Annotated in this window: 17 protein-coding genes and 8 tRNA genes; 7 read left to right on the forward strand and 18 right to left on the reverse strand. The window is 38.1% G+C overall.

Translation table 11 applies throughout. The features are described from left to right. The first annotated feature begins 11 nt into the window (after nucleotides 1-11). A complete protein-coding gene (locus NFU46_RS20525; RefSeq protein WP_366035313.1) occupies nucleotides 12-92 on the forward strand; it encodes an IS3 family transposase in 81 nt (26 codons plus the stop codon). Nucleotides 93-246: 154 nt separating this feature from the next. Here the strand turns inward: NFU46_RS20525 and NFU46_RS06610 are convergent. The 4 genes from NFU46_RS06610 to NFU46_RS06625 all read right to left on the reverse strand — a co-directional run bounded on the left by NFU46_RS06610 (nucleotide 247) and on the right by NFU46_RS06625 (nucleotide 2,246). After that, nucleotides 247-317, reverse strand: a tRNA-Phe gene (locus NFU46_RS06610). Between the two features lie 148 nt (nucleotides 318-465). Then, nucleotides 466-1,554 (reverse strand): tyrosine-type recombinase/integrase, encoded by a 1,089-nt coding sequence (locus NFU46_RS06615; protein WP_251600753.1) that lies wholly within the window; start codon nucleotides 1,552-1,554, stop codon nucleotides 466-468. Nucleotides 1,555-1,556: 2 nt separating this feature from the next. Next, on the reverse strand, nucleotides 1,557-1,787 hold the full coding sequence (locus NFU46_RS06620; RefSeq protein WP_251600755.1) for a DUF4224 domain-containing protein: 231 nt from the start codon (nucleotides 1,785-1,787) through the stop codon (nucleotides 1,557-1,559). Between the two features lie 255 nt (nucleotides 1,788-2,042). After that, nucleotides 2,043-2,246 carry a hypothetical protein gene (locus tag NFU46_RS06625; RefSeq protein ID WP_251600758.1) on the reverse strand — a complete coding sequence of 68 codons (204 nt, stop codon included), beginning with the start codon at nucleotides 2,244-2,246 and terminating at the stop codon, nucleotides 2,043-2,045. Nucleotides 2,247-2,309: 63 nt separating this feature from the next. Here NFU46_RS06625 and NFU46_RS06630 point away from each other — a divergent pair, with 63 nt between their 5' ends. Then, nucleotides 2,310-2,513: a hypothetical protein gene (locus NFU46_RS06630; RefSeq protein WP_251600760.1), complete on the forward strand. Its 204-nt coding sequence runs from the start codon at nucleotides 2,310-2,312 to the stop codon at nucleotides 2,511-2,513. Between the two features lie 257 nt (nucleotides 2,514-2,770). On the opposite strand, the gene NFU46_RS06635 is transcribed toward NFU46_RS06630, so the two are convergent. From NFU46_RS06635 to NFU46_RS06690, 12 genes are all read right to left on the reverse strand, one after another. Next, on the reverse strand, nucleotides 2,771-3,292 hold the full coding sequence (locus tag NFU46_RS06635) for a hypothetical protein (protein ID WP_251600763.1): 522 nt from the start codon (nucleotides 3,290-3,292) through the stop codon (nucleotides 2,771-2,773). A 1-nt stretch (nucleotide 3,293) separates the two neighbouring features. Next, nucleotides 3,294-4,379, reverse strand: coding sequence for a hypothetical protein (locus tag NFU46_RS06640; protein ID WP_251600766.1), 1,086 nt, complete (start codon nucleotides 4,377-4,379; stop codon nucleotides 3,294-3,296). Between the two features lie 52 nt (nucleotides 4,380-4,431). Next, complete coding sequence (locus tag NFU46_RS06645; RefSeq protein WP_251600769.1) at nucleotides 4,432-5,316, reverse strand: phage integrase N-terminal domain-containing protein; 885 nt, start codon at nucleotides 5,314-5,316, stop codon at nucleotides 4,432-4,434. A gap of 866 nt (nucleotides 5,317-6,182) precedes the next feature. Continuing rightward, nucleotides 6,183-6,662: a hypothetical protein gene (locus NFU46_RS06650; protein ID WP_251600772.1), complete on the reverse strand. Its 480-nt coding sequence runs from the start codon at nucleotides 6,660-6,662 to the stop codon at nucleotides 6,183-6,185. 319 nt (nucleotides 6,663-6,981) lie between these two features. After that, nucleotides 6,982-7,776, reverse strand: coding sequence for a helix-turn-helix domain-containing protein (locus NFU46_RS06655; protein ID WP_251600776.1), 795 nt, complete (start codon nucleotides 7,774-7,776; stop codon nucleotides 6,982-6,984). A 283-nt stretch (nucleotides 7,777-8,059) separates the two neighbouring features. Next, nucleotides 8,060-8,135, reverse strand: a tRNA-Phe gene (locus NFU46_RS06660). 242 nt (nucleotides 8,136-8,377) lie between these two features. Beyond that, a tRNA-Thr gene (locus NFU46_RS06665) sits at nucleotides 8,378-8,453 on the reverse strand. A gap of 51 nt (nucleotides 8,454-8,504) precedes the next feature. Continuing rightward, nucleotides 8,505-8,580: transfer RNA gene (locus tag NFU46_RS06670), tRNA-Phe, on the reverse strand. 114 nt (nucleotides 8,581-8,694) lie between these two features. After that, a tRNA-Thr gene (locus NFU46_RS06675) sits at nucleotides 8,695-8,770 on the reverse strand. A gap of 57 nt (nucleotides 8,771-8,827) precedes the next feature. Then, nucleotides 8,828-8,903, reverse strand: a tRNA-Phe gene (locus tag NFU46_RS06680). A 114-nt stretch (nucleotides 8,904-9,017) separates the two neighbouring features. Then, nucleotides 9,018-9,093 (reverse strand) — tRNA-Thr (locus NFU46_RS06685). Between the two features lie 70 nt (nucleotides 9,094-9,163). Then, nucleotides 9,164-9,239: transfer RNA gene (locus tag NFU46_RS06690), tRNA-Phe, on the reverse strand. A 340-nt stretch (nucleotides 9,240-9,579) separates the two neighbouring features. Between NFU46_RS06690 and NFU46_RS06695 the strand changes: the two genes are divergently transcribed. Further along, nucleotides 9,580-12,345, forward strand: a complete 2,766-nt coding sequence (locus NFU46_RS06695) for a hybrid sensor histidine kinase/response regulator (RefSeq protein WP_251600779.1) — start codon at nucleotides 9,580-9,582, stop codon at nucleotides 12,343-12,345. Nucleotides 12,346-12,385: 40 nt separating this feature from the next. On the opposite strand, the gene NFU46_RS06700 is transcribed toward NFU46_RS06695, so the two are convergent. Beyond that, nucleotides 12,386-12,658: an oxidative damage protection protein gene (locus NFU46_RS06700; protein WP_036970432.1), complete on the reverse strand. Its 273-nt coding sequence runs from the start codon at nucleotides 12,656-12,658 to the stop codon at nucleotides 12,386-12,388. A gap of 15 nt (nucleotides 12,659-12,673) precedes the next feature. Then, complete coding sequence (mutY, locus tag NFU46_RS06705; RefSeq protein WP_405030612.1) at nucleotides 12,674-13,750, reverse strand: A/G-specific adenine glycosylase; 1,077 nt, start codon at nucleotides 13,748-13,750, stop codon at nucleotides 12,674-12,676. 218 nt (nucleotides 13,751-13,968) lie between these two features. On the opposite strand from mutY, the gene trmB reads away from it, so the two are divergent. The 4 genes from trmB (at nucleotide 13,969) to NFU46_RS06725 (ending at nucleotide 18,002) form a co-directional block, all read left to right on the forward strand. Next, complete coding sequence (gene trmB / locus NFU46_RS06710; RefSeq protein ID WP_054560769.1) at nucleotides 13,969-14,694, forward strand: tRNA (guanosine(46)-N7)-methyltransferase TrmB; 726 nt, start codon at nucleotides 13,969-13,971, stop codon at nucleotides 14,692-14,694. Nucleotides 14,695-14,711: 17 nt separating this feature from the next. Continuing rightward, nucleotides 14,712-15,740, forward strand: coding sequence for a 16S rRNA (guanine(1207)-N(2))-methyltransferase RsmC (rsmC, locus tag NFU46_RS06715; RefSeq protein ID WP_251600782.1), 1,029 nt, complete (start codon nucleotides 14,712-14,714; stop codon nucleotides 15,738-15,740). A gap of 118 nt (nucleotides 15,741-15,858) precedes the next feature. Continuing rightward, entirely contained in the window at nucleotides 15,859-17,481 is a 1,623-nt protein-coding gene (locus NFU46_RS06720; protein WP_175083437.1) for an ATP-binding protein, read from the forward strand. After that, on the forward strand, nucleotides 17,481-18,002 hold the full coding sequence (locus NFU46_RS06725) for a YfiR family protein (RefSeq protein ID WP_054560772.1): 522 nt from the start codon (nucleotides 17,481-17,483) through the stop codon (nucleotides 18,000-18,002). Before NFU46_RS06720 ends, NFU46_RS06725 begins: the two co-directional genes overlap by 1 nt. Nucleotides 18,003-18,080 lie beyond the last annotated feature (78 nt).

Consider the following 18,080-nt stretch of genomic DNA (forward strand, 5'->3'; position numbering starts at 1 on the left):
CGTATTTTTATATTGAAAAATACTACAACTCAGTAAGAAGGCATGGCACCCTAGGGTATAAAAGTCCCATGCAGTACGAACAAGTTAATTAAACCCCGTGTCTACTTTATCGGGGTCAGATCAAAAATCTGATAGCTGACGGCTGAAAGCTGATAGCTCTTTAAATTTCACGCCTACGGGATGTAAAGTAGTGACTTGGTGGGGCTAGAAACAAAAAAGCCTCGCGATTGCGAGGCTTTGAATCAATGGTGCCCAGAGGCGGAATCGAACCACCGACACGAGGATTTTCAACCCACGCTATATAACACCTAAAATATTGTTTTTACTAAACTTAATTACAAAAATTTTCCTATAATTTTCGTCTAGTTAATAAATTCTTTTTTATAAAGTTAAAATTACAATGTTTTTATACACTTATAGAATTCTAACTGGTCAAACAAATTCAACCTATTGATGATGCCTTTTTTAAGGCTTTATTTCAATCCTTTGTTTAATATCAATACCTTTCTCTGCATTAGGTTTTAAAGCCTCAACTTTAGCATACCCTCTTCTGTATACCCTTTTTGTTATGCTTAAGTTGGAATGACCCAACAATTCAGACGCTTGTGCAAGGCTATCGCAATCACTTGCGGCCTTAGCTCTAAGATCTCGTTCTTGAAATCGTTGCTCTGGTTTTAATTCACCACTTTCTAACGCTTTAGTCATCGCTTTATTCCACGCAGTTCTTACACCTGACGCAGTTAATGGTTTATCAAGCCTTGAATCTGCATGGGATGCAAAGAAATACCAGTGTAAAATTGGCACCCGCTTCTTAGCAACAAGCCTATAACCATTTAATTCTTTGAGCTCTTCGACAATCTTTGACAAATAATCACAATAATTAAACTGAATTCTTACTCTTGTCTTTGAAGTTTGAACCTTCAATCCTTCTTCCTCAAACCAATCTTTACTACTTAGCTTAATCATGTCGGTTTGCCTTAAGCCAGTAGCAACTTTCAGAGTTATATATAGCTGTAACCATCTAGGGCAATACTTCAAGAAAATTTCAATCTCATCATCCGTAACAAGCCGATCCCGTTGATACTCAGGGTTTCTAATAATCTTATGAAATGGGGTATTGTCTATTACTCCCCATCGTACAGCATGAGTCATGATGGTGCTGAGTAAAGCAAATTCACGATTTCCCCTAACAGATGCGCCCTCTCTGGCTCTCAAATCTAAGAATTGATATGCATGACGAGCCCTAACCATAGTAGGGTTCATAGAACCAAAGCGTTTAATAAGGTTTTTAGCTGCTGCAATGTTGCTTTTGTGTGTACTTTTGGCTTTAGTCGGTGAAACTTCTTTCATATACCTATCTATCAAGTCGAACATAGTTCGGCATTCATAGTTTATTTCAGCGTAAGCATAATAATTTCTAAAGGCTTCATGAATGGTTTTACCCAAGCGAATATCTTTTTGACCAGCCGCTCTTAAATAATAAGTGCTGGCTTTTTTGTTGTAGATCATCCCTCTAGGCAAGTTTTGGTTTTCTAGTGAACGCTTTCTACCCATACTTAATCTCCTAAATTCAACTCAGTATATTTACAGATAGAGTTATTAGGTGAGATTCGCTGGTTTGAGCTTGCCCCAAGTTCAGCCTCAATAGATTTACGTAACACTTTAGGCCAGCCAAAAGCGTCTAAGGTGAAGGTAATACGCATTACAGTAAGTTGCTCAACTTGCTTCTGGCGTTGTTTTCTACCAGTAAGTTCAGCAATTTCTTCTTTGGAAAGGAATAAGCTCATAGGTTTCTCACACTAATAAGTTTTCAGTCACTTATAGCAACCGAAAAATCAAAATAACTCTAATTCCAAACGTAAATTATCCGTCTGGTAATGATTAACTCTTGATTTGCTCACACAAGTAAAGGTGGCGACTTAAAGTATGATGACCTACGGCCTCACTAAATATATCTGCTGATTTTTAACGATTTCATCATTTTTCAGCTTTTTTTAATATAGTTTGCCATTTTTAAAATAGCAAACATTTTAAGGCGGGTATTAACTTTGAAGTTTTATTTTCTCAATTCCATCTAGATTGAAGTTTAGATCTTCAAGGGCACCTTCTTTACTGAGTCCAATGCCGAACTCAAGGCTAGAAGCCATAAATGATTCCATTTCACTATCATTGGTTATTTCATTCTCTGATTGGTAGCAAACAAAGAACTCATGCTGCTTTGAGTAGTAATATTTTTTCATATTCATCTTTCAATTCATTGAATTTAATATATATTTAATATAACCCCCTTCACCATCTAGGTAAAATTTATGTTCATTGATTTTCTATTAAAATCGGCAGAGATAGCGCTTGACCTACTTAGTGAGCCATTGCCTGAAGACTCATACGAAGGTGAGTATGATATTTATGAACCAAGCTCAAAGTCACTATATACTAACGCAGATGGCAGCACTGAAATTTTGACAGGGTCATCAATGGGCACAAGAATAAATGATGATCATACTAAATATTAACTACTAATCAGTTTTAAATAAGAAAAGCAAAAGATATGAATCCTTACCCAAATCTTCTCCTACTTCATATTTATAGCCTTTCTGACCACTATAATCGGTAGCAAATTCATCTAGAATTTTCACGTTCACATCAAAGCTGTAATTATATTCATTCAGTTTGCAACTAAGTATCTTGAGAGCCTTTAATCATTTGACGCATTTCAATTGCTTTTTGAAAGCTCTTGTAGGTTATCCCTCTACCCTTAGCAGAATAACCCCTAATTATTTTTTTTTTTGCGGTCTAATTTATCATTTATTTTTTGGCCATTTTCTTTGTTGATTAAGTCAGTAATAAAATTAACATTTGAAGCAATTACGCTGTAAATACAAAACAACTGCACATAAACCAGTAGACTAATGACAAAGATAGATAAGAATGAAAAAATTGAAGGGTAAGAAATGTAGAAGCTCCATTTTACAATAAATGGCTTTATAAAAACTCCAATAAGTAAGGTAGCTAAAGTTAATGCTGATAAAATAACCACCCCAACCAACAGTTTCACTCTTTTTTTATCTTCTGTTGGAAAAATAGCCTCTGAACTTGGCTGTATAACCTTTCTCATTGCTTGGGGATATATGTAAGCTATCCATATACCCATAATTGTAAAAATCATTGCGGCGCTATTTTGCAATGCACTTATGATTGGTTGTAAATCAGAAAACCTAACACTACCTTTATATAAAAAACTAATTGCAAGAAAAATAATTACTACAAAAGAGTGCCATATGTAAAGATACATTTTACTCTCCAACAGCCTTTTGGGGCTCCTCATAAAAAGCACTTAACAGCTTATCCCTCGTGAACTCCATAGCTTTGAATAACCTTGTAGCCGTGTAATGTCCGCTGTCATCTCTACCCCCACCCTTAATATCATTTACAGGCAAAATACTTTTAACGACAAACTTATCCAACCAGACTATACCTGAGCCTTCTTTTTTAAAGCCAATATTTCTCCAGTCACTTCCTAGGTATTCTCTCTCGTATAGTTCAAGCATTTCTTTAAGCTCTCTCACAGTTGGTTTAGCTTCAATATTTACTTCAACTTTTCGGTTACCTCTAGTGACCTGACTAGATACAAAAGGTAGATTCTTAAATAAGTTAGTCCAACCACTTTCTTCCATGACTTGTGCACTTATTTCTTCTCTTTTAACGAAATGGGTTATTTCATGGACAACTGTTTCCAAATCAGACTCTGTAGTGGGTTTTTTATACTGCTCGCTGTAAGCCCTGAACCATAAATTTCCTGTTTCACCCTCAACTGACGGAGAAAATGAAATTGAAAGGTATTTCCCACCCCTTTCATTTTGCTTTTCTTCAACATTACGCTGTCTAAAATCACTATGTAACTCAACATAGTCTCTTATATACCTATTAAGAAGCTCAGTATCTGCAATAGAGTTATTAAAACGAATCGAAGAAAAGATATTTAGTGAAGGTATAAACCAATAATATGCAGGCTCCCCCCAAATCACACGATCATTACCTACATTTTCATCTGCATTATACAACTTATTATCTTCAAGGCCTGCATCAGCTTTTATTCCATAAACTCCATTCCCTTGACCAATTGCACGCCATAAAATAATTAAATAGTCACCAGTGAGTTCATCTCTTTCTATTGCTTTTAGGTATACTTTTTTTCTATGGGAGTACCCAGGGGTTTTATCATCCCAAAGCAAAGTGTCTTCTAATGAAATTCGTTCCTGAAACCATTCCCGGAGTGACGAGAGCATTAAACCCATCGGAAGAGGTTCAAAATAATCATCACCTCTACGAGCAAAGCCCATTGACTTATACTTAAAAAAAGTTACTAACCCTTCACTCATAAGAAATCCTTATCCAAAAACTATAAACAAATACCATAAAAATGTTTGATAGCTATCTACCTAGGTACACAACTGTTATTTGCTCTCTACTATGCCCTAGTTCATGAGAAATTTGCAAACGAACTTCTTTATCAATAATTTTTTGTTCTGCTGTTAATTCTTTACTCTTTAGGCCGCCGCTAATTGGGGCTTGTTTGCCTGTTAGTTCCATATAGCGTTTTTGGGCATACATGTGACGTAATCCATGATTTTTATCTAGGCCAACACGGCTTGTTTGCCATTCGTAGCTTTTTAATTGTTGCTTGTAGTTTTTATCAGGCCTGATCAATGCGCCACCACCAACAGTTTGCTGTATTTCTTTTAATAACGCGCGTTGAGATTCAGTTCTTATTGGTAAAGTCCTTGGACGGCCACCTTTAGTCCACGATGATTTTAAAACGAGTTGTTCACCACGTATGGCAAAATTAGGCTTAAATTTAATAGATTCTTCTCTACGAAGCCCAAACTCTAACTGAAGCTTTAGTGATAACTGCACGTAGTGATCTGTTATTTTTTCTAGCTTAGCCAAGTCTAGCTCTTTGGCTTTTGAATCAGTTGGAATGTAACTGCGCTTTTCTAAGTTAAGTGATATTGCTTGGTTTGCACTGTTATTTGATTTTGGCAGCATCGATGATTTTCCGACTTTTTCAGCCCACCATCTAATGTGCCCTACGCGGTTTTTAATTGTTCCTGGCGAAAGCTTTTCAGCTTGCCAGCGCTCTATCAGGTAATTTACGTGTTTTGGTTTTAATGAATGAACCGACTTTAATCGAAACCCACCTTCTTTAAGCTGTGCAGCAAGTTGCACTAACGCCTTTTTTCGCCCAGCTTGTGTACTGTAGCTGCCATCTTGATTTCTTAACATTAAGCCTTGTAGTTGGTACTTTAAGTTACTCATAAGCCACCAGTTAGTGATGATTTAAAATAACCTGTTATGCACTTAACTAACTAATTGAACCTATTAATCCAAAAGGTAAGTTTTAAATGCCAATTGCACGTTGGAGCGTACAATTTTCGTATAAATACGAATAGAGGCACAAAGTTCAAAATGGCCTAAATAGCCTCGCCTTAAATGTTTCCCTATTGGGCGTACAAAATAAAACGCAAATCAAGTGTGCTTAGCACTGGTTAGTTAAGTGATAACAAGTCTCCTTTTTAAGCGCCATAAAAGTAATTTTTCATGAATTTCGTATACACAAAATTCAATCAAGCTATTGCAATAAAGCACTATCTATTGATTAAGAAAATTTAATTTTTTGGCTTATAGCTACATCACGTTGGTAGCTTTTCGGAATGACAAAGCTGAAAGCTTTGTTTTAAAGGTACGATGACCAATGGTCTCGTTAAGTAAGTAATTCGATAATGGCATAACCCGCCCATAACTTCAACAAAAGTAATAAGCCTGTTGGTACGGCAAGGTTTGCCCACCGCGTCACTCCTCTATTGCTTCGCAGGAGTGACGCGGTAAATTTATATTTATTGCATAAAAAACGCAGCTACTTAGAGCTGCGCTTTTTAAATTCTTCGATATTTCTAACTTATTTTTCGATACTTTATTTTCTGACCCTTTCCACACTTCCCGCAAGGTGGAAGAACATCACTATCATCATCTAAAGTTACTATCCAACTATCACAACTAGTACATTGATACGTTCCTTTACCAGGCTTTTCACCTATGTCATACAGCATCCTTAACCCTCCAAGATAACTTAATTTTGAATGTAATCATCATAGAGTGTAGTAGATATTAAAAAGAACATAGTATTAAGTAGCATCTTTAAAAAATAGAGGGTTTGGCTTTTCTTTTCCCCAAACTTGGCTATATGAGTATGTATGGTTATAACCCTCAGTTTCCCCAGAAACTTCACCATTACCTTTGTAATTGAGAATAACCTTCCCCCCAGAGCTGTATTTAGAGGTTTCTTCATCAAGCCATTGCACTAAGTAAGTAACTTTGTTCTTTTCGGCAAAGGTAATTGCACATCTGTTTGTGAAAACCTCTGAGTCAGTAACTCTTCGATAAGTTACATGAATAAAACCATCTTTCATGTAGCTGTCCATAAATGGAATTAGATGCAACTTCTCTCGTCCCATGTATGTTGCAATTGCAATGTAGCACTGTCTCTCTATAGGCACCTCAATCTCATTGAAGTATTTTTGAGCGATAGCTTGTTTATCTTCACAAGCTTGCATAAATGGGATTGCTATAAGGAGTACCCACACACCTAAAAACTTTTTAATCATAAAATTCCTTTGATTTATAATTTAGTTTTACTTTTATTTAAATTTATATTTAAAGGCATCACCAAGTTTCGTACCTAACACTCTAATTTACTAATAAGTATCACTAATTTATATTTGTGAAAATGAAGGTGTCACTGATTTAAGCTGATCGTTATTCCTAATTAGAAATTAAATCTGAGTTGTTGTTTTTCTGGTAATACATACAAAATCTCTAGTAATTATTACCATAAAAGTAAGATAAAAAAAGAATTGTTGAACTCATCAAAATTTTGACACAAAGAAGCCCTACCAAACGAGGCAGTAAAAAATTTGATTTGATCTAAATTACAGGATCGCGGTAACGCTCTATTGGGGCTGAAACCGGCAGTTGAACACTGTGTGTATTCTTAGATTTAACTTTAACCGGCTGTTTAAACCTAAACACAAATTTACATACATGCTTAAGCTTTTCTTTCACCGCAGACAGCAGGCCAACTTCTAGCATAGTTTCGATCAGCGATTTTACAGTCATATATGCCCAACCTAGCTTATTTGCTAGCTGTGAAATGCTTTGCTGGTATGTATCGCGTTTATTTCTTGTGGCAATTTTACCAGCTTTAATTTTACTGGTTATCAAAGCTTGGAGCATGAGCATTTTATGTTGATGGCGAGAGTCATAGCGACTTTTAGAATCAAATAAATGAAGCTGAACAGGGTATAAGCGTAGTGTGTTGCTCGACTGTTGTTTATTAAGCATCTGCGTGTAGCTTTGCAATAAACGATAACCTAAAGGGTGCTTCATGTTTAAGTACAATGTGCGGCTATAACTCGATGGGTTATCAGACTCTATTAGCAAAGGCTCTTTTTCGTCTTCCAGTGGCTCTAGAAGCTTTTTAAGACCGTTTTTAACTGCATTTATCGAATAACTTAAATGTTTAGCGATTGCTGATGCTGATGAGTTAAATTTGCCATGCTTAGCATGGTGATATGCAATATGTCCCAAAATTAATGTTTGAGTATCTGATTTTGTAGCTGCAAGCATTTCTAAAGCAAAAAACACTTGTTTCTTTTTGCCGCTGTGATCACTTACCGTATTTAGGCTCGATGAAAAATTATTTTTTAATTTTCTAGTCAATTGAAATTCGACTGGAACGTTAGTCAGCAATTTTTTGGCTTACCACTAGACACAGGATTACCCTACAGCTAATATAGCCATATAAACATTTACAGTTGTTTATGAAAGCCGCGTTAGAAACTTAAGTCGCCAAACTTAATCTGAGTTTCTTTATCGCGGTTTTTTGCTTTCTGGCGTTCGCAAAATCGCCTCCGTCAATTACGACGAATACAGGTATTTTTGTAGGGAAAGTATATTTTAGTAGGAAACGATATTTTAGATTTTAGCGGGACGCTAGGAAAAATGGTGCCCAGAGGCGGAATCGAACCACCGACACGAGGATTTTCAATCCTCTGCTCTACCGACTGAGCTATCTGGGCGATATTTAGTTCTGTGCAGAATATCCACAAGGATTTTCAATGCAATTCCCGATGGCTCTACCGACTGAGCTATCTGGGCGATATTTAGTTCTGTGCAGAATATCCACAAGGATTTTCAATGCAATTCCCGATGGCTCTACCGACTGAGCTATCTGGGCAATATACGATTTCTTGCAGAATATCCATGAGGACTTTCAATGCAGCTCCTACAATCCTAGCAAGGATTTATTTAGGACAATAAATGGTGCCGACTATCCGAGTTGAACGGATGACCTACTGATTACAAGTCAGTTGCTCTACCAACTGAGCTAAGTCGGCACACTAAAATCGTGTGCGTTTAGCACTTAATCACGTTGTGATTATAAATAATGGTGCCCAGAGGCGGAATCGAACCACCGACACGAGGATTTTCAATCCTCTGCTCTACCGACTGAGCTATCTGGGCAAAAATTTAGTTTTATGCAGAATATCAACAAGGATTTTCAATGCAATTCCCAATGGCTCTACCAACGGAGCTATCTGGGCATAACAATTAGCTAGATGCTAACTATTAAATAAATGGTGCCGACTATCCGAGTTGAACGGATGACCTACTGATTACAAGTCAGTTGCTCTACCAACTGAGCTAAGTCGGCACACTAAAATCGTGTGCGTTGTGCACTATAATCACTTTAAAAGAGATTATCAAATAATGGTGCCCAGAGGCGGAATCGAACCACCGACACGAGGATTTTCAATCCTCTGCTCTACCGACTGAGCTATCTGGGCAAAATTTAGTTTTATGCAGAATATCCATAAGGATTTTCAATGCAATTCCCGATGGCTCTACCGACTGAGCTATCTGGGCATAACAAAAAGCTAGAAGCTTGATGTTTAAATAAATGGTGCCGACTATCCGAGTTGAACGGATGACCTACTGATTACAAGTCAGTTGCTCTACCAACTGAGCTAAGTCGGCACACTAAATCTGTGTGCTATGCACGATACTGATGTTTAAATCATAAATTAAACACCAATATATTAAATAATGGTGCCCAGAGGCGGAATCGAACCACCGACACGAGGATTTTCAATCCTCTGCTCTACCGACTGAGCTATCTGGGCAAACTTCGGTTTTAAGCTGAAAATCTTATAGGATTTTCAATACAACTTCCACAGTGCTCTACCGACTGAGCTATCTGGGCGTGCGGCGTATTAAACGGGTTTTGCCCTCTCAAGTCAACTTTTTTTTGAGGATTCTAACTGTTTGCACAGTTTTCAATCAAGATTGCTGTTTTTAATAGTTTTTAGCTTATTTAATCGACAAGTTTATCCATTTGAGTTGACCCTCATCATAAAAGAGTTACCTATGTTAAAAACGTGGTGAATTTTTCTTCATTGATGGTAGGATTACCTAATAATAAGAATATGCTCTCTATTGCTGTTTAAACTGTTGGATAAAAAAATGCCAAGTAAATCGAACTCACCAGTAAAAGGCTTATTACCGCTTTTTATTATCACGAACCTTGTCATCGCCCTGCTTGCGGTTGTTGCTTACTCTTTTTATCCAACCAGTAACACACCACAAAAGATAGAACAGCCTCAATTAACAGCTCAACAACTTTCAACTCAACTCACATCTCCACTTGTCAGCGCATTGACTATGCCTGGCCAAGATAAAGTAAAGGAAGTTTTAGATTTAGCATTACTGCTTGAAAGTGGCTTTGATTACTACTTATATAGATACGAATTCAATGGTGACGTTTCACTGGTTTATGCTAATAACAAAGTGCTCATAGAGCCAAGTAAAGTAACCCAGCAACTAGAACAAAGTTCACTTATTCACACCGTTCTAGAATTTAATGATCAACCTGTTGGCGAGCTTATTGTAAAACAACACCCAATTGAGCAGCCAATAGCAGAATCATCAGTAGTTTCTATCGGCCTTGCTGTTTTAACTCTTCTAGCCTTAATTATTTTATCCTTTGCGCTAAGTATTTTTATTAATAAACGATTTAGTAAAAGCAGTAACTCTTTGAGCAAAGAATTAAGGGCAATTACAGAAAATGCAGATTACCAAACCCGTGTAACAGAAGAATTGGATTTCGGATTAAGCTCTGTAGCCAAACATATCAATTTGCTACTCAACAAAGTGCAATCAGCCATTACAGAAAACAAAGCTGCACAGGCTGATTTACAGAAGCTTCAAAGCGGTCTAGAAAATGAAGTACATAATCGAACAATCGCACTTGAGCAAGCAACTTTAAAAGCCGAGCAGGCAAACGAAACTAAAACGACTTTCTTAGCAACCATGAGCCATGAAATTCGTACCCCTATGAACGGGGTTATCGGTACCATTGACTTACTTCGCCAAACTGAGCTTGATGGTGCACAGCACAGATTAAGTACAATTATTCGTGATTCTGCATTTTCTTTATTAGGCATATTAGATGATATTCTCGATTTTTCGAAAATCGAAGCGGGTAAACTGAATATTGATAACATTCCTTTCTCAGTGTCAGACACTATTGAAGAAGTCGCTCGTGTTTTATCATCGGTTGCCAAAAAGCGTGACCTGGAATTAGAGCTGGCTATTGCGCCAGATATCCCTACTAATTTAATTGGTGATACAGTGCGAGTTCGCCAAGTACTTTACAACCTATGCAGTAATGCAATTAAGTTCACCAGTACAGACGAAAAACACAAAGGCTTTGTAAGGATCTCGGTAGAGGTAGCCCAAAACACCACTGATCACTACACCTTACGTTTTAGCGTTTTAGACAATGGTAAAGGTATGACGCAAGCGCAGCTTCGTGAAATCTTTAATCCATTTATTCAGGCAGAAGGATCAATCACTCGTGAATATGGTGGAACAGGTTTAGGTTTATCGATTTGTAAAAGCTTAACAGAGCTAATGCTAGGAACCATTTCAGTAACAAGTGACTTGGGCATTGGTAGTGAATTTGTTGTCGAATTGCCTTTTAGTACACAAGGTAAAGTTGAATATGCCCATAAACAGGTAATGAAAAGCCAACGGGTTGTTGTTGTAACTAACCACGATGGTCGTAAAAAGATACTAACTCGTTATCTATCATTTATGGGAGCAACGCCTATTATTGCTGACAGCAGCGATTTAATAGAAGCTGAGCAAGATAAAACAGATATAATTTGGGTGTTAGATGGTATCGAAAGCATGGAAGATATTAACTATATCTTGCGCCGTCTTCTGTACACTCTAGAAGACAATAAACAACAAGTTATAGTGCTTAGTAAGCTCGATGAAGCAGCTATTAATCATAAGAATATTTTCTACCTAAATGCATCACCGCTTTGTAAGTCTAACTTTATGATGTCGCTACTTGTGGCAGCCGGTTTACACAAGCCAAAACAAATTACCTCTACTAAGTCATTAAACAACTACCTGAGCGTCGATAAAGCCCGCGAAGAAAACAAATTAGTATTACTTGTTGAAGACAACGTATTAAATCAGCAAGTGTTAACCGATCAGCTCCACCTATTAGGTTACGGTGTTGAATTGGCTGAAAATGGTGAAAAAGGCCTAGAAGCTTGGCGAGAAGGTAAACATTCTATTATTTTAACCGACTTACATATGCCTAAAATGTCTGGCTACGATATGGTCGAAAAAATTCGTAATGAGGCCTCGCAGCTTGAAGATATCAATGCTCAACCTTATGTGATTGCTATCACCGCCAATGCCCTCAAAGGTGAAAAAGAGCGCTGTTTGAGCATAGGAATGAATGATTACATCACTAAGCCAGTTGAACTAAATGTACTAGAAGCAACATTGCATAAGTGTGCTTACAAAACTAATCCTGAAGCAACTAAGCTCGAAGTTAAAAGACCGGCAGCACCAATCGATATGAATCAACTGGCTGATTATGTCGGTAATGACGAAAATAAGAAATTACGCTTCTTTAAAATGTACTTAGAGCAAAGTAATCAGCTAAGTAAAGAAGTGAACAGTGGTGTTATTGAGCAAGATGTAGAGGCAATTATCTCAGCCTGTCATCAGCTCAAGTCAATTTCAAAAACGATTGGCGCGATGAAAGTTGCAGAACTAGCAGCGGTATTTGAACAACGCTGTAAAGAAGATGAACTAACAAGTGATGATTTAATTGAACTGCGTGATAACTATGAAATTGAATACTCCAAAGTAGCTCAATTCTTAAAAGAACAAATACAAAGAGCTGAGCAAGAAGCAACACATTAAAAAAGGGCCTATTGGCCCTTTTTACTTTTAGATAATGCGCTTATTTTTCTGGTGGACGGTAACCTTCTATTTCCACGTCTTTACCTTCAAATAAGAAACCTACCATTTGCTCTTCTAAAAAAGCACGGTGCTCTGGGTCCATCATGTTCAGATGTTTTTCGTTGATCAGCATTGTTTGCTTGTGCTGCCATTGGCCCCACGCTTCTTTACTGATGTTGTTGAAAATCTTTTCACCAAGCTCACCTGGGTATAGTTGGAAGCCTAAGCCTTCAGCTTCTTTTTGTAACTTTTGACAAAATACTGTGCGTGCCATAATTGCTCTCTACTCTTATTGCGTGATGCTATTGTAATCTATTGCGCTTAATTGTTTAACCAGCTTTTTCGTCGGGGCTGCAAGGCCAACCTCAACTGGCTCATCAAGCGGATACCAAACTAGTTGCCGCTCATTAATGAGATCTGGAATGCTCGGCAAGGTTAAAACATGTGGATTGATAGTCAGCTCAAAATGCGAAAATACATGGGTAAAGGCTTCAAGTGCCTGCGTATTGTTTGATAAACCATGCTGGGCTAAAAATGTTTCTAGCTCAGTTAATTCGCTAAACTCAAAAAAGCCAAACAAACCACCCCATATCCCTGAGCTTGGGCGCTTTTCCATAAGCACCTTATTGTCACAGGCTAGAATAAGCTGATGGCATGACTTTTTCGGCACAGCCTTTTTCGGCTTTGAATGCGGGAACTCTTTAACTTTACCTTCGTTATAAGCAAGGCATTTGCTATTTAAAGGACAAGGCTCACAATCAAATTTACTACGTGAACAAAGGCTTGCACCTAAATCCATCATTGCCTGATTAAACTCAGTGACCGACTCTTTAGGCGTTAATTGCGATGATAATGACCAAAGGTGATTTTCGACCTTTTTCACTCCATACCAGCCTTCAACCATAAAAAAGCGTGCCAGTACTCGTTTAACATTACCATCTAAAATTGGATGATGTTGGCCAAGTGATAAAGACAAAATTGCCCCAGCAGTTGAACGTCCAATACCCGGCAAATCCATCACCTCTTCAAGCGTGGTTGGAAATTTACCTTGGTATTTATCACGCACTATTTTTGCCGTTTTATGTAAGTTGCGCGCACGGGCGTAATAGCCAAGCCCTGTCCAATGGTGAAGCACCTGATCTTCATCCGCATTAGCAAGCGCAATAATGTCAGGAAAGCTTTGCATAAACTTTTCAAAGTAAGGAATAACAGTTACTACTTGGGTCTGCTGTAGCATGACCTCAGAGATCCATACCTTATAAGGGGTTTTATTTAGCTGCCATGGCAGAGTTTTACGACCGTGAAGGTGGTACCAGTCAACCACTTGGTTTGCAAACCAGGTTGACTCCTTATTGCTTAAATTCAAAATAACATCTTTACTTGCTGAAGCTCATTGCGGCCAAGTCTATTGCAGTTAGTTAGGCCAAGCAAGCCGAAGAAGCTCTGCTCTGTCTAAATTGCTCGTACATGGTCGCAATATTAATCTCGAAAGATAAACAGCCCTTGACTATTGTACTCAAGGCGCAGGTCAGGGATAATACGCAACCTTTTTCTATAGTCAGTATTTTAATCAGGCCAAAATATATGAGTGACTCAAGTAACCCAAACCTCGAGCAAGCAAAGCAAGAGGGTAAATACATCCGCACGATTCGTAGTTTCGTTAAGCGCGAAGGTCGCCTAACAAAAGGCCAAGCGGCAGCCATCGAGAAATGTTGGCCAACTATGGGCCTTGAGCACAAAAATGGCATGCTAAACCTAGCAGAAGTGTTTGGTAACGATAACGATGTGGTACTAGAAATCGGTTTTGGTATGGGCAAATCGCTAGTTGAAATGGCTAAAAACGCACCAGAACTTAACTTCATTGGTATTGAAGTTCACCGCCCAGGTGTAGGTGCTTGTTTAATGGATGCCGATGAAGCTGGTGTAACAAACTTACGCGTATTCGAGCATGATGCGGTTGAAGTGCTTGCTGACTGTATTGCCGATGAAAGCTTATCTAAGCTGCAATTATTCTTCCCTGATCCATGGCATAAAAAACGTCACCATAAGCGTCGTATCGTACAACCAGAGTTTGCACAAAAATTACGTAGCAAATTAAAAATTGGCGGTGTTTTCCATATGGCGACTGACTGGGAAAATTATGCCGAGCATATGCTAGAAGTAATGCAAGTGGCTGAAGGTTACAAAAACCAATCAGAAACTAACGATTACGTTCCTCGCCCAGATTCACGACCACTGACAAAATTTGAGCAGCGCGGTCACCGTTTAGGTCACGGCGTATGGGATCTAATGTTCGAGCGTACTAAGTAATAAAAGGTAAAAGCAGCATGAGTAAGTTAACCAACCCAAGTTTACTATTGCTTCGTAATGAAGACGAACTTGTTGGACAATCGATTTTAGTGGTTAACTTTGAGCAAGATGGCTTTTTACGCGAACTTAAAGCGCTAAATCCCGGCGCAAAAATTACTGCGTTCAGTTATAACCACGCAAATGCCATGTATGCCAGTAAAATAGCCGGTATACATGCAGTGGTTGATCACACTATTCCAAATGGTAACTACGATTTAGTTATCTACTATTACCCAAAAGCAAAGCCAGAAGCACAAATGAGCTTTGATAACATTTGTGCTGTTTGTCATCAAGATGCGCAACTATTTGTAGTAGGTGAAAATAAAAGCGGTGTTAAATCAGCAGAGAAACAACTAAAAGACCACTGTGGTTTTAGTAACAAGATCGATAGTGCCAAGCACTGTATTCTGTATTTATTCTCTGAGCTTACGCTAAACGATAACTTTGCTATCAGCCGTTACCACAAGCAATTCCAAGTAAAAGCCGGCGATATTGAATTTACTGCGATCAGTGTTCCAGGCGTATTTAACCACGGTGCGCTTGATGTAGGCACTGCGGTACTTCTGAATAATGCACCAACTGTTAGCAAGGGTAAAGTACTCGACTTTGCTTGTGGCGCAGGCATTATTGCTACTTACTTGGGTTTAAAGCAGCCTGAGCTTGAATTTGTATGTAGCGATGTAAGTGCTCTTGCAACTTACGCCACTGAGCAAACACTTGCGTTAAATGACCTCAAAGGCCAAGCAATTTTGAGTGATGGCTTAACTGATATTAATGGTAAATTTGACCTAATCATCAGTAACCCACCGTTCCATACGGGGATTGCCACAGATTACACCATTGCCGAAGCATTTCTTAGCTCAGCAAAACAACACTTGAGCAAGCAAGGTAAATTGACCATAGTTGCAAACAGCTTCTTAAAATACCCACCCATTTTAGAAGCACAGTTTGGCCAATACAGCACAGATTTCAAAAATACTAAATTTGCCGTTTACTCAGCTAAATAATAGTTGAGTAAATAGCTTATTCGTAGCAAAAATATTTTTTAAAATATTTAGTTACTTTCAAATGTCTTTGCTAGACTAAACTCTTACTAATAACAAAAATTCTGGCCTTCTATAGCGCATGCCGATATTTTCGACACAAACAAGTATTCGTAAAGCGTTGACCAATGCGGTAATGCTAGTCACTGCATTATGCTTGTCTTTGTCTATTTCTATTTCGACCTACCTAGATGTAAAAGAGCAAAAGTCGCTGATTGTCGATAAGATCTCTATTTTATCGAAAATAATTGCCTACAACGCCCAAATCACCGTGTTATTTGACGATAACGAGACCGAATCTGAGCGCTTAAAGTCATTTGAATCTGTGCCGCTTATAAAAAACATCCATATCTACTCAATCGATGAGTTATCTAACGAGCCGGTGTTTTTTAGTAGCTTTAATGCCAACCGTACACCACCAGTACCCATTAAAGTTGGCAGCATAGATAACCTGTTAGAGCCACGCTTCACAGATAAAGATATAGAGCTAATAACCCCTATCGTATACGAAGGGGATACCATCGGTTATGTTTACGTTCGCGGCGGCTTAGACAGGTTAAACCAATATATTAATCGTAAAATTATCATCGATATTTTACTGACCTTGTTCGTTTTAGTACTGGTGTATTTTGTTGCTAGACGTATTCAAAAACGCATTGCAAACCCAATCGATGAATTAAGTAACCTGCTACAAGACGTATCGAAAAACCATAACTATGATACTCGCGCACAAAAAACCAATATTGATGAAATAAATCAGCTAGCGGGCAGCTTAAATATCATGCTCGCGCGCACTCAAAAACAAATTGAGCGCCACGAAAAAGACAAACAAGAAATCAAACAGCTTAACCAAAGCCTTGAAGAAAAAGTGAATCAGCGCACAATCGCCTTACGTGAGGCTAACCAAGAACTGCTCAATACCCTTGAGCGTATGCATCAATACCAAAACCAAATCGTCGAAAACGAGAAAATGGCGTCACTAGGGCAAATGGTTGCAGGTGTTGCTCATGAAGTTAACACGCCTATTGGCTTAGGTATTACAGGCTCAACGCTGTTACGTGACAAGCTGGCAGAAATTCACACGCAATTTGAACAAAAAACTTTAACTTCAGCACACTTAAAACGCTTTATTAATGACGGCATTGAAAACCTCGATCTTATCTATCGCAACCTTAACCGCGCAGCAGAGCTCGTATCTAGCTTTAAGAAAGTGGCCGTTAATCAAGATGTAGAAGTCAGCACCAAAATTAACTTAAATAACCTATTAAGTGATGTGGTGATGTCGATGCGCTCAGAAATTCAATACCGTAACCCTAAAGTTACGATTAACTGTAGCAATGACGTTAGTATTGAAACCAAATCTGGGCCGTTACAACAAGTGTTACAGCAGCTATTAAGTAACTCGGTGATCCATGCATTTAGTGATGATCAAAATAACGAAATCACCTTTAACGTTGAGCGCAACGAAAGTAGCTTGAGTATTCACTACTTCGATAATGGTATTGGCGTTGAGAAATCAATTCGCAAACGTATTTTCGACCCATTTGTAACTACTAAACGTGGTGAAGGTGGCAGTGGTTTGGGCATGCACCTAGTTTATAACTTAGTGACTCAAGCACTTGGTGGTAGCATCGTATACGATGAACTAGCTGACGAAGGGGCTCACTTTATTATTACTCTGCCATTGCAAGAAGGTGCAGCGTAATGAGATTAGTGAGTTGTATCTTATTAGCTTTGCTTGTTGTATGCCCTGCATTTGCCAAATCACCGGACCAAGTTAAATCAGCCTTTTTGTATCAAATTGCTAAGTTCACGAAGTTTAATGACCAAGTGAACCCTCCCCCTATTTCATTTTGTTTTTATGACTTAGATAAAGGTCCTGGAGCGTTCCTTAAAGACAGAAATGAACTGCAAATTAACAAAAAACCAATTAACGTTATATTAGTGAAAAAAACCCAGCAAATTTCTGAACTTTCTCAAGTTTGTGATATCACATACATTGATGAAACATTAGAAAATGATATACTTCCACTTTGGACCGATACAATTTCATTGGATACTTTAACAATAGGTGAAAGTATCAGCTTTTTAGAAAATGGCGGTATAGCCTCTCTGGTTCAAGAAGGAAATAAAATCCGACTGTATATCAATAAGCAGCACGTATTGCAGCATAACTTTAAAGTGCAATCTCGATTGTTAGCTATGGCTAAGTTTTATCCAAATTGATTTTACTTGTTAACAATTGGATCTAATCCTATAATCTCTAGTATTCGGTTTTGCTTGATAATACCGAATTTTTGTAAA

The sequence above is a fragment of the Pseudoalteromonas sp. NCCP-2140 genome, assembly GCF_023708065.1.
Taxonomy (GTDB): domain Bacteria; phylum Pseudomonadota; class Gammaproteobacteria; order Enterobacterales; family Alteromonadaceae; genus Pseudoalteromonas.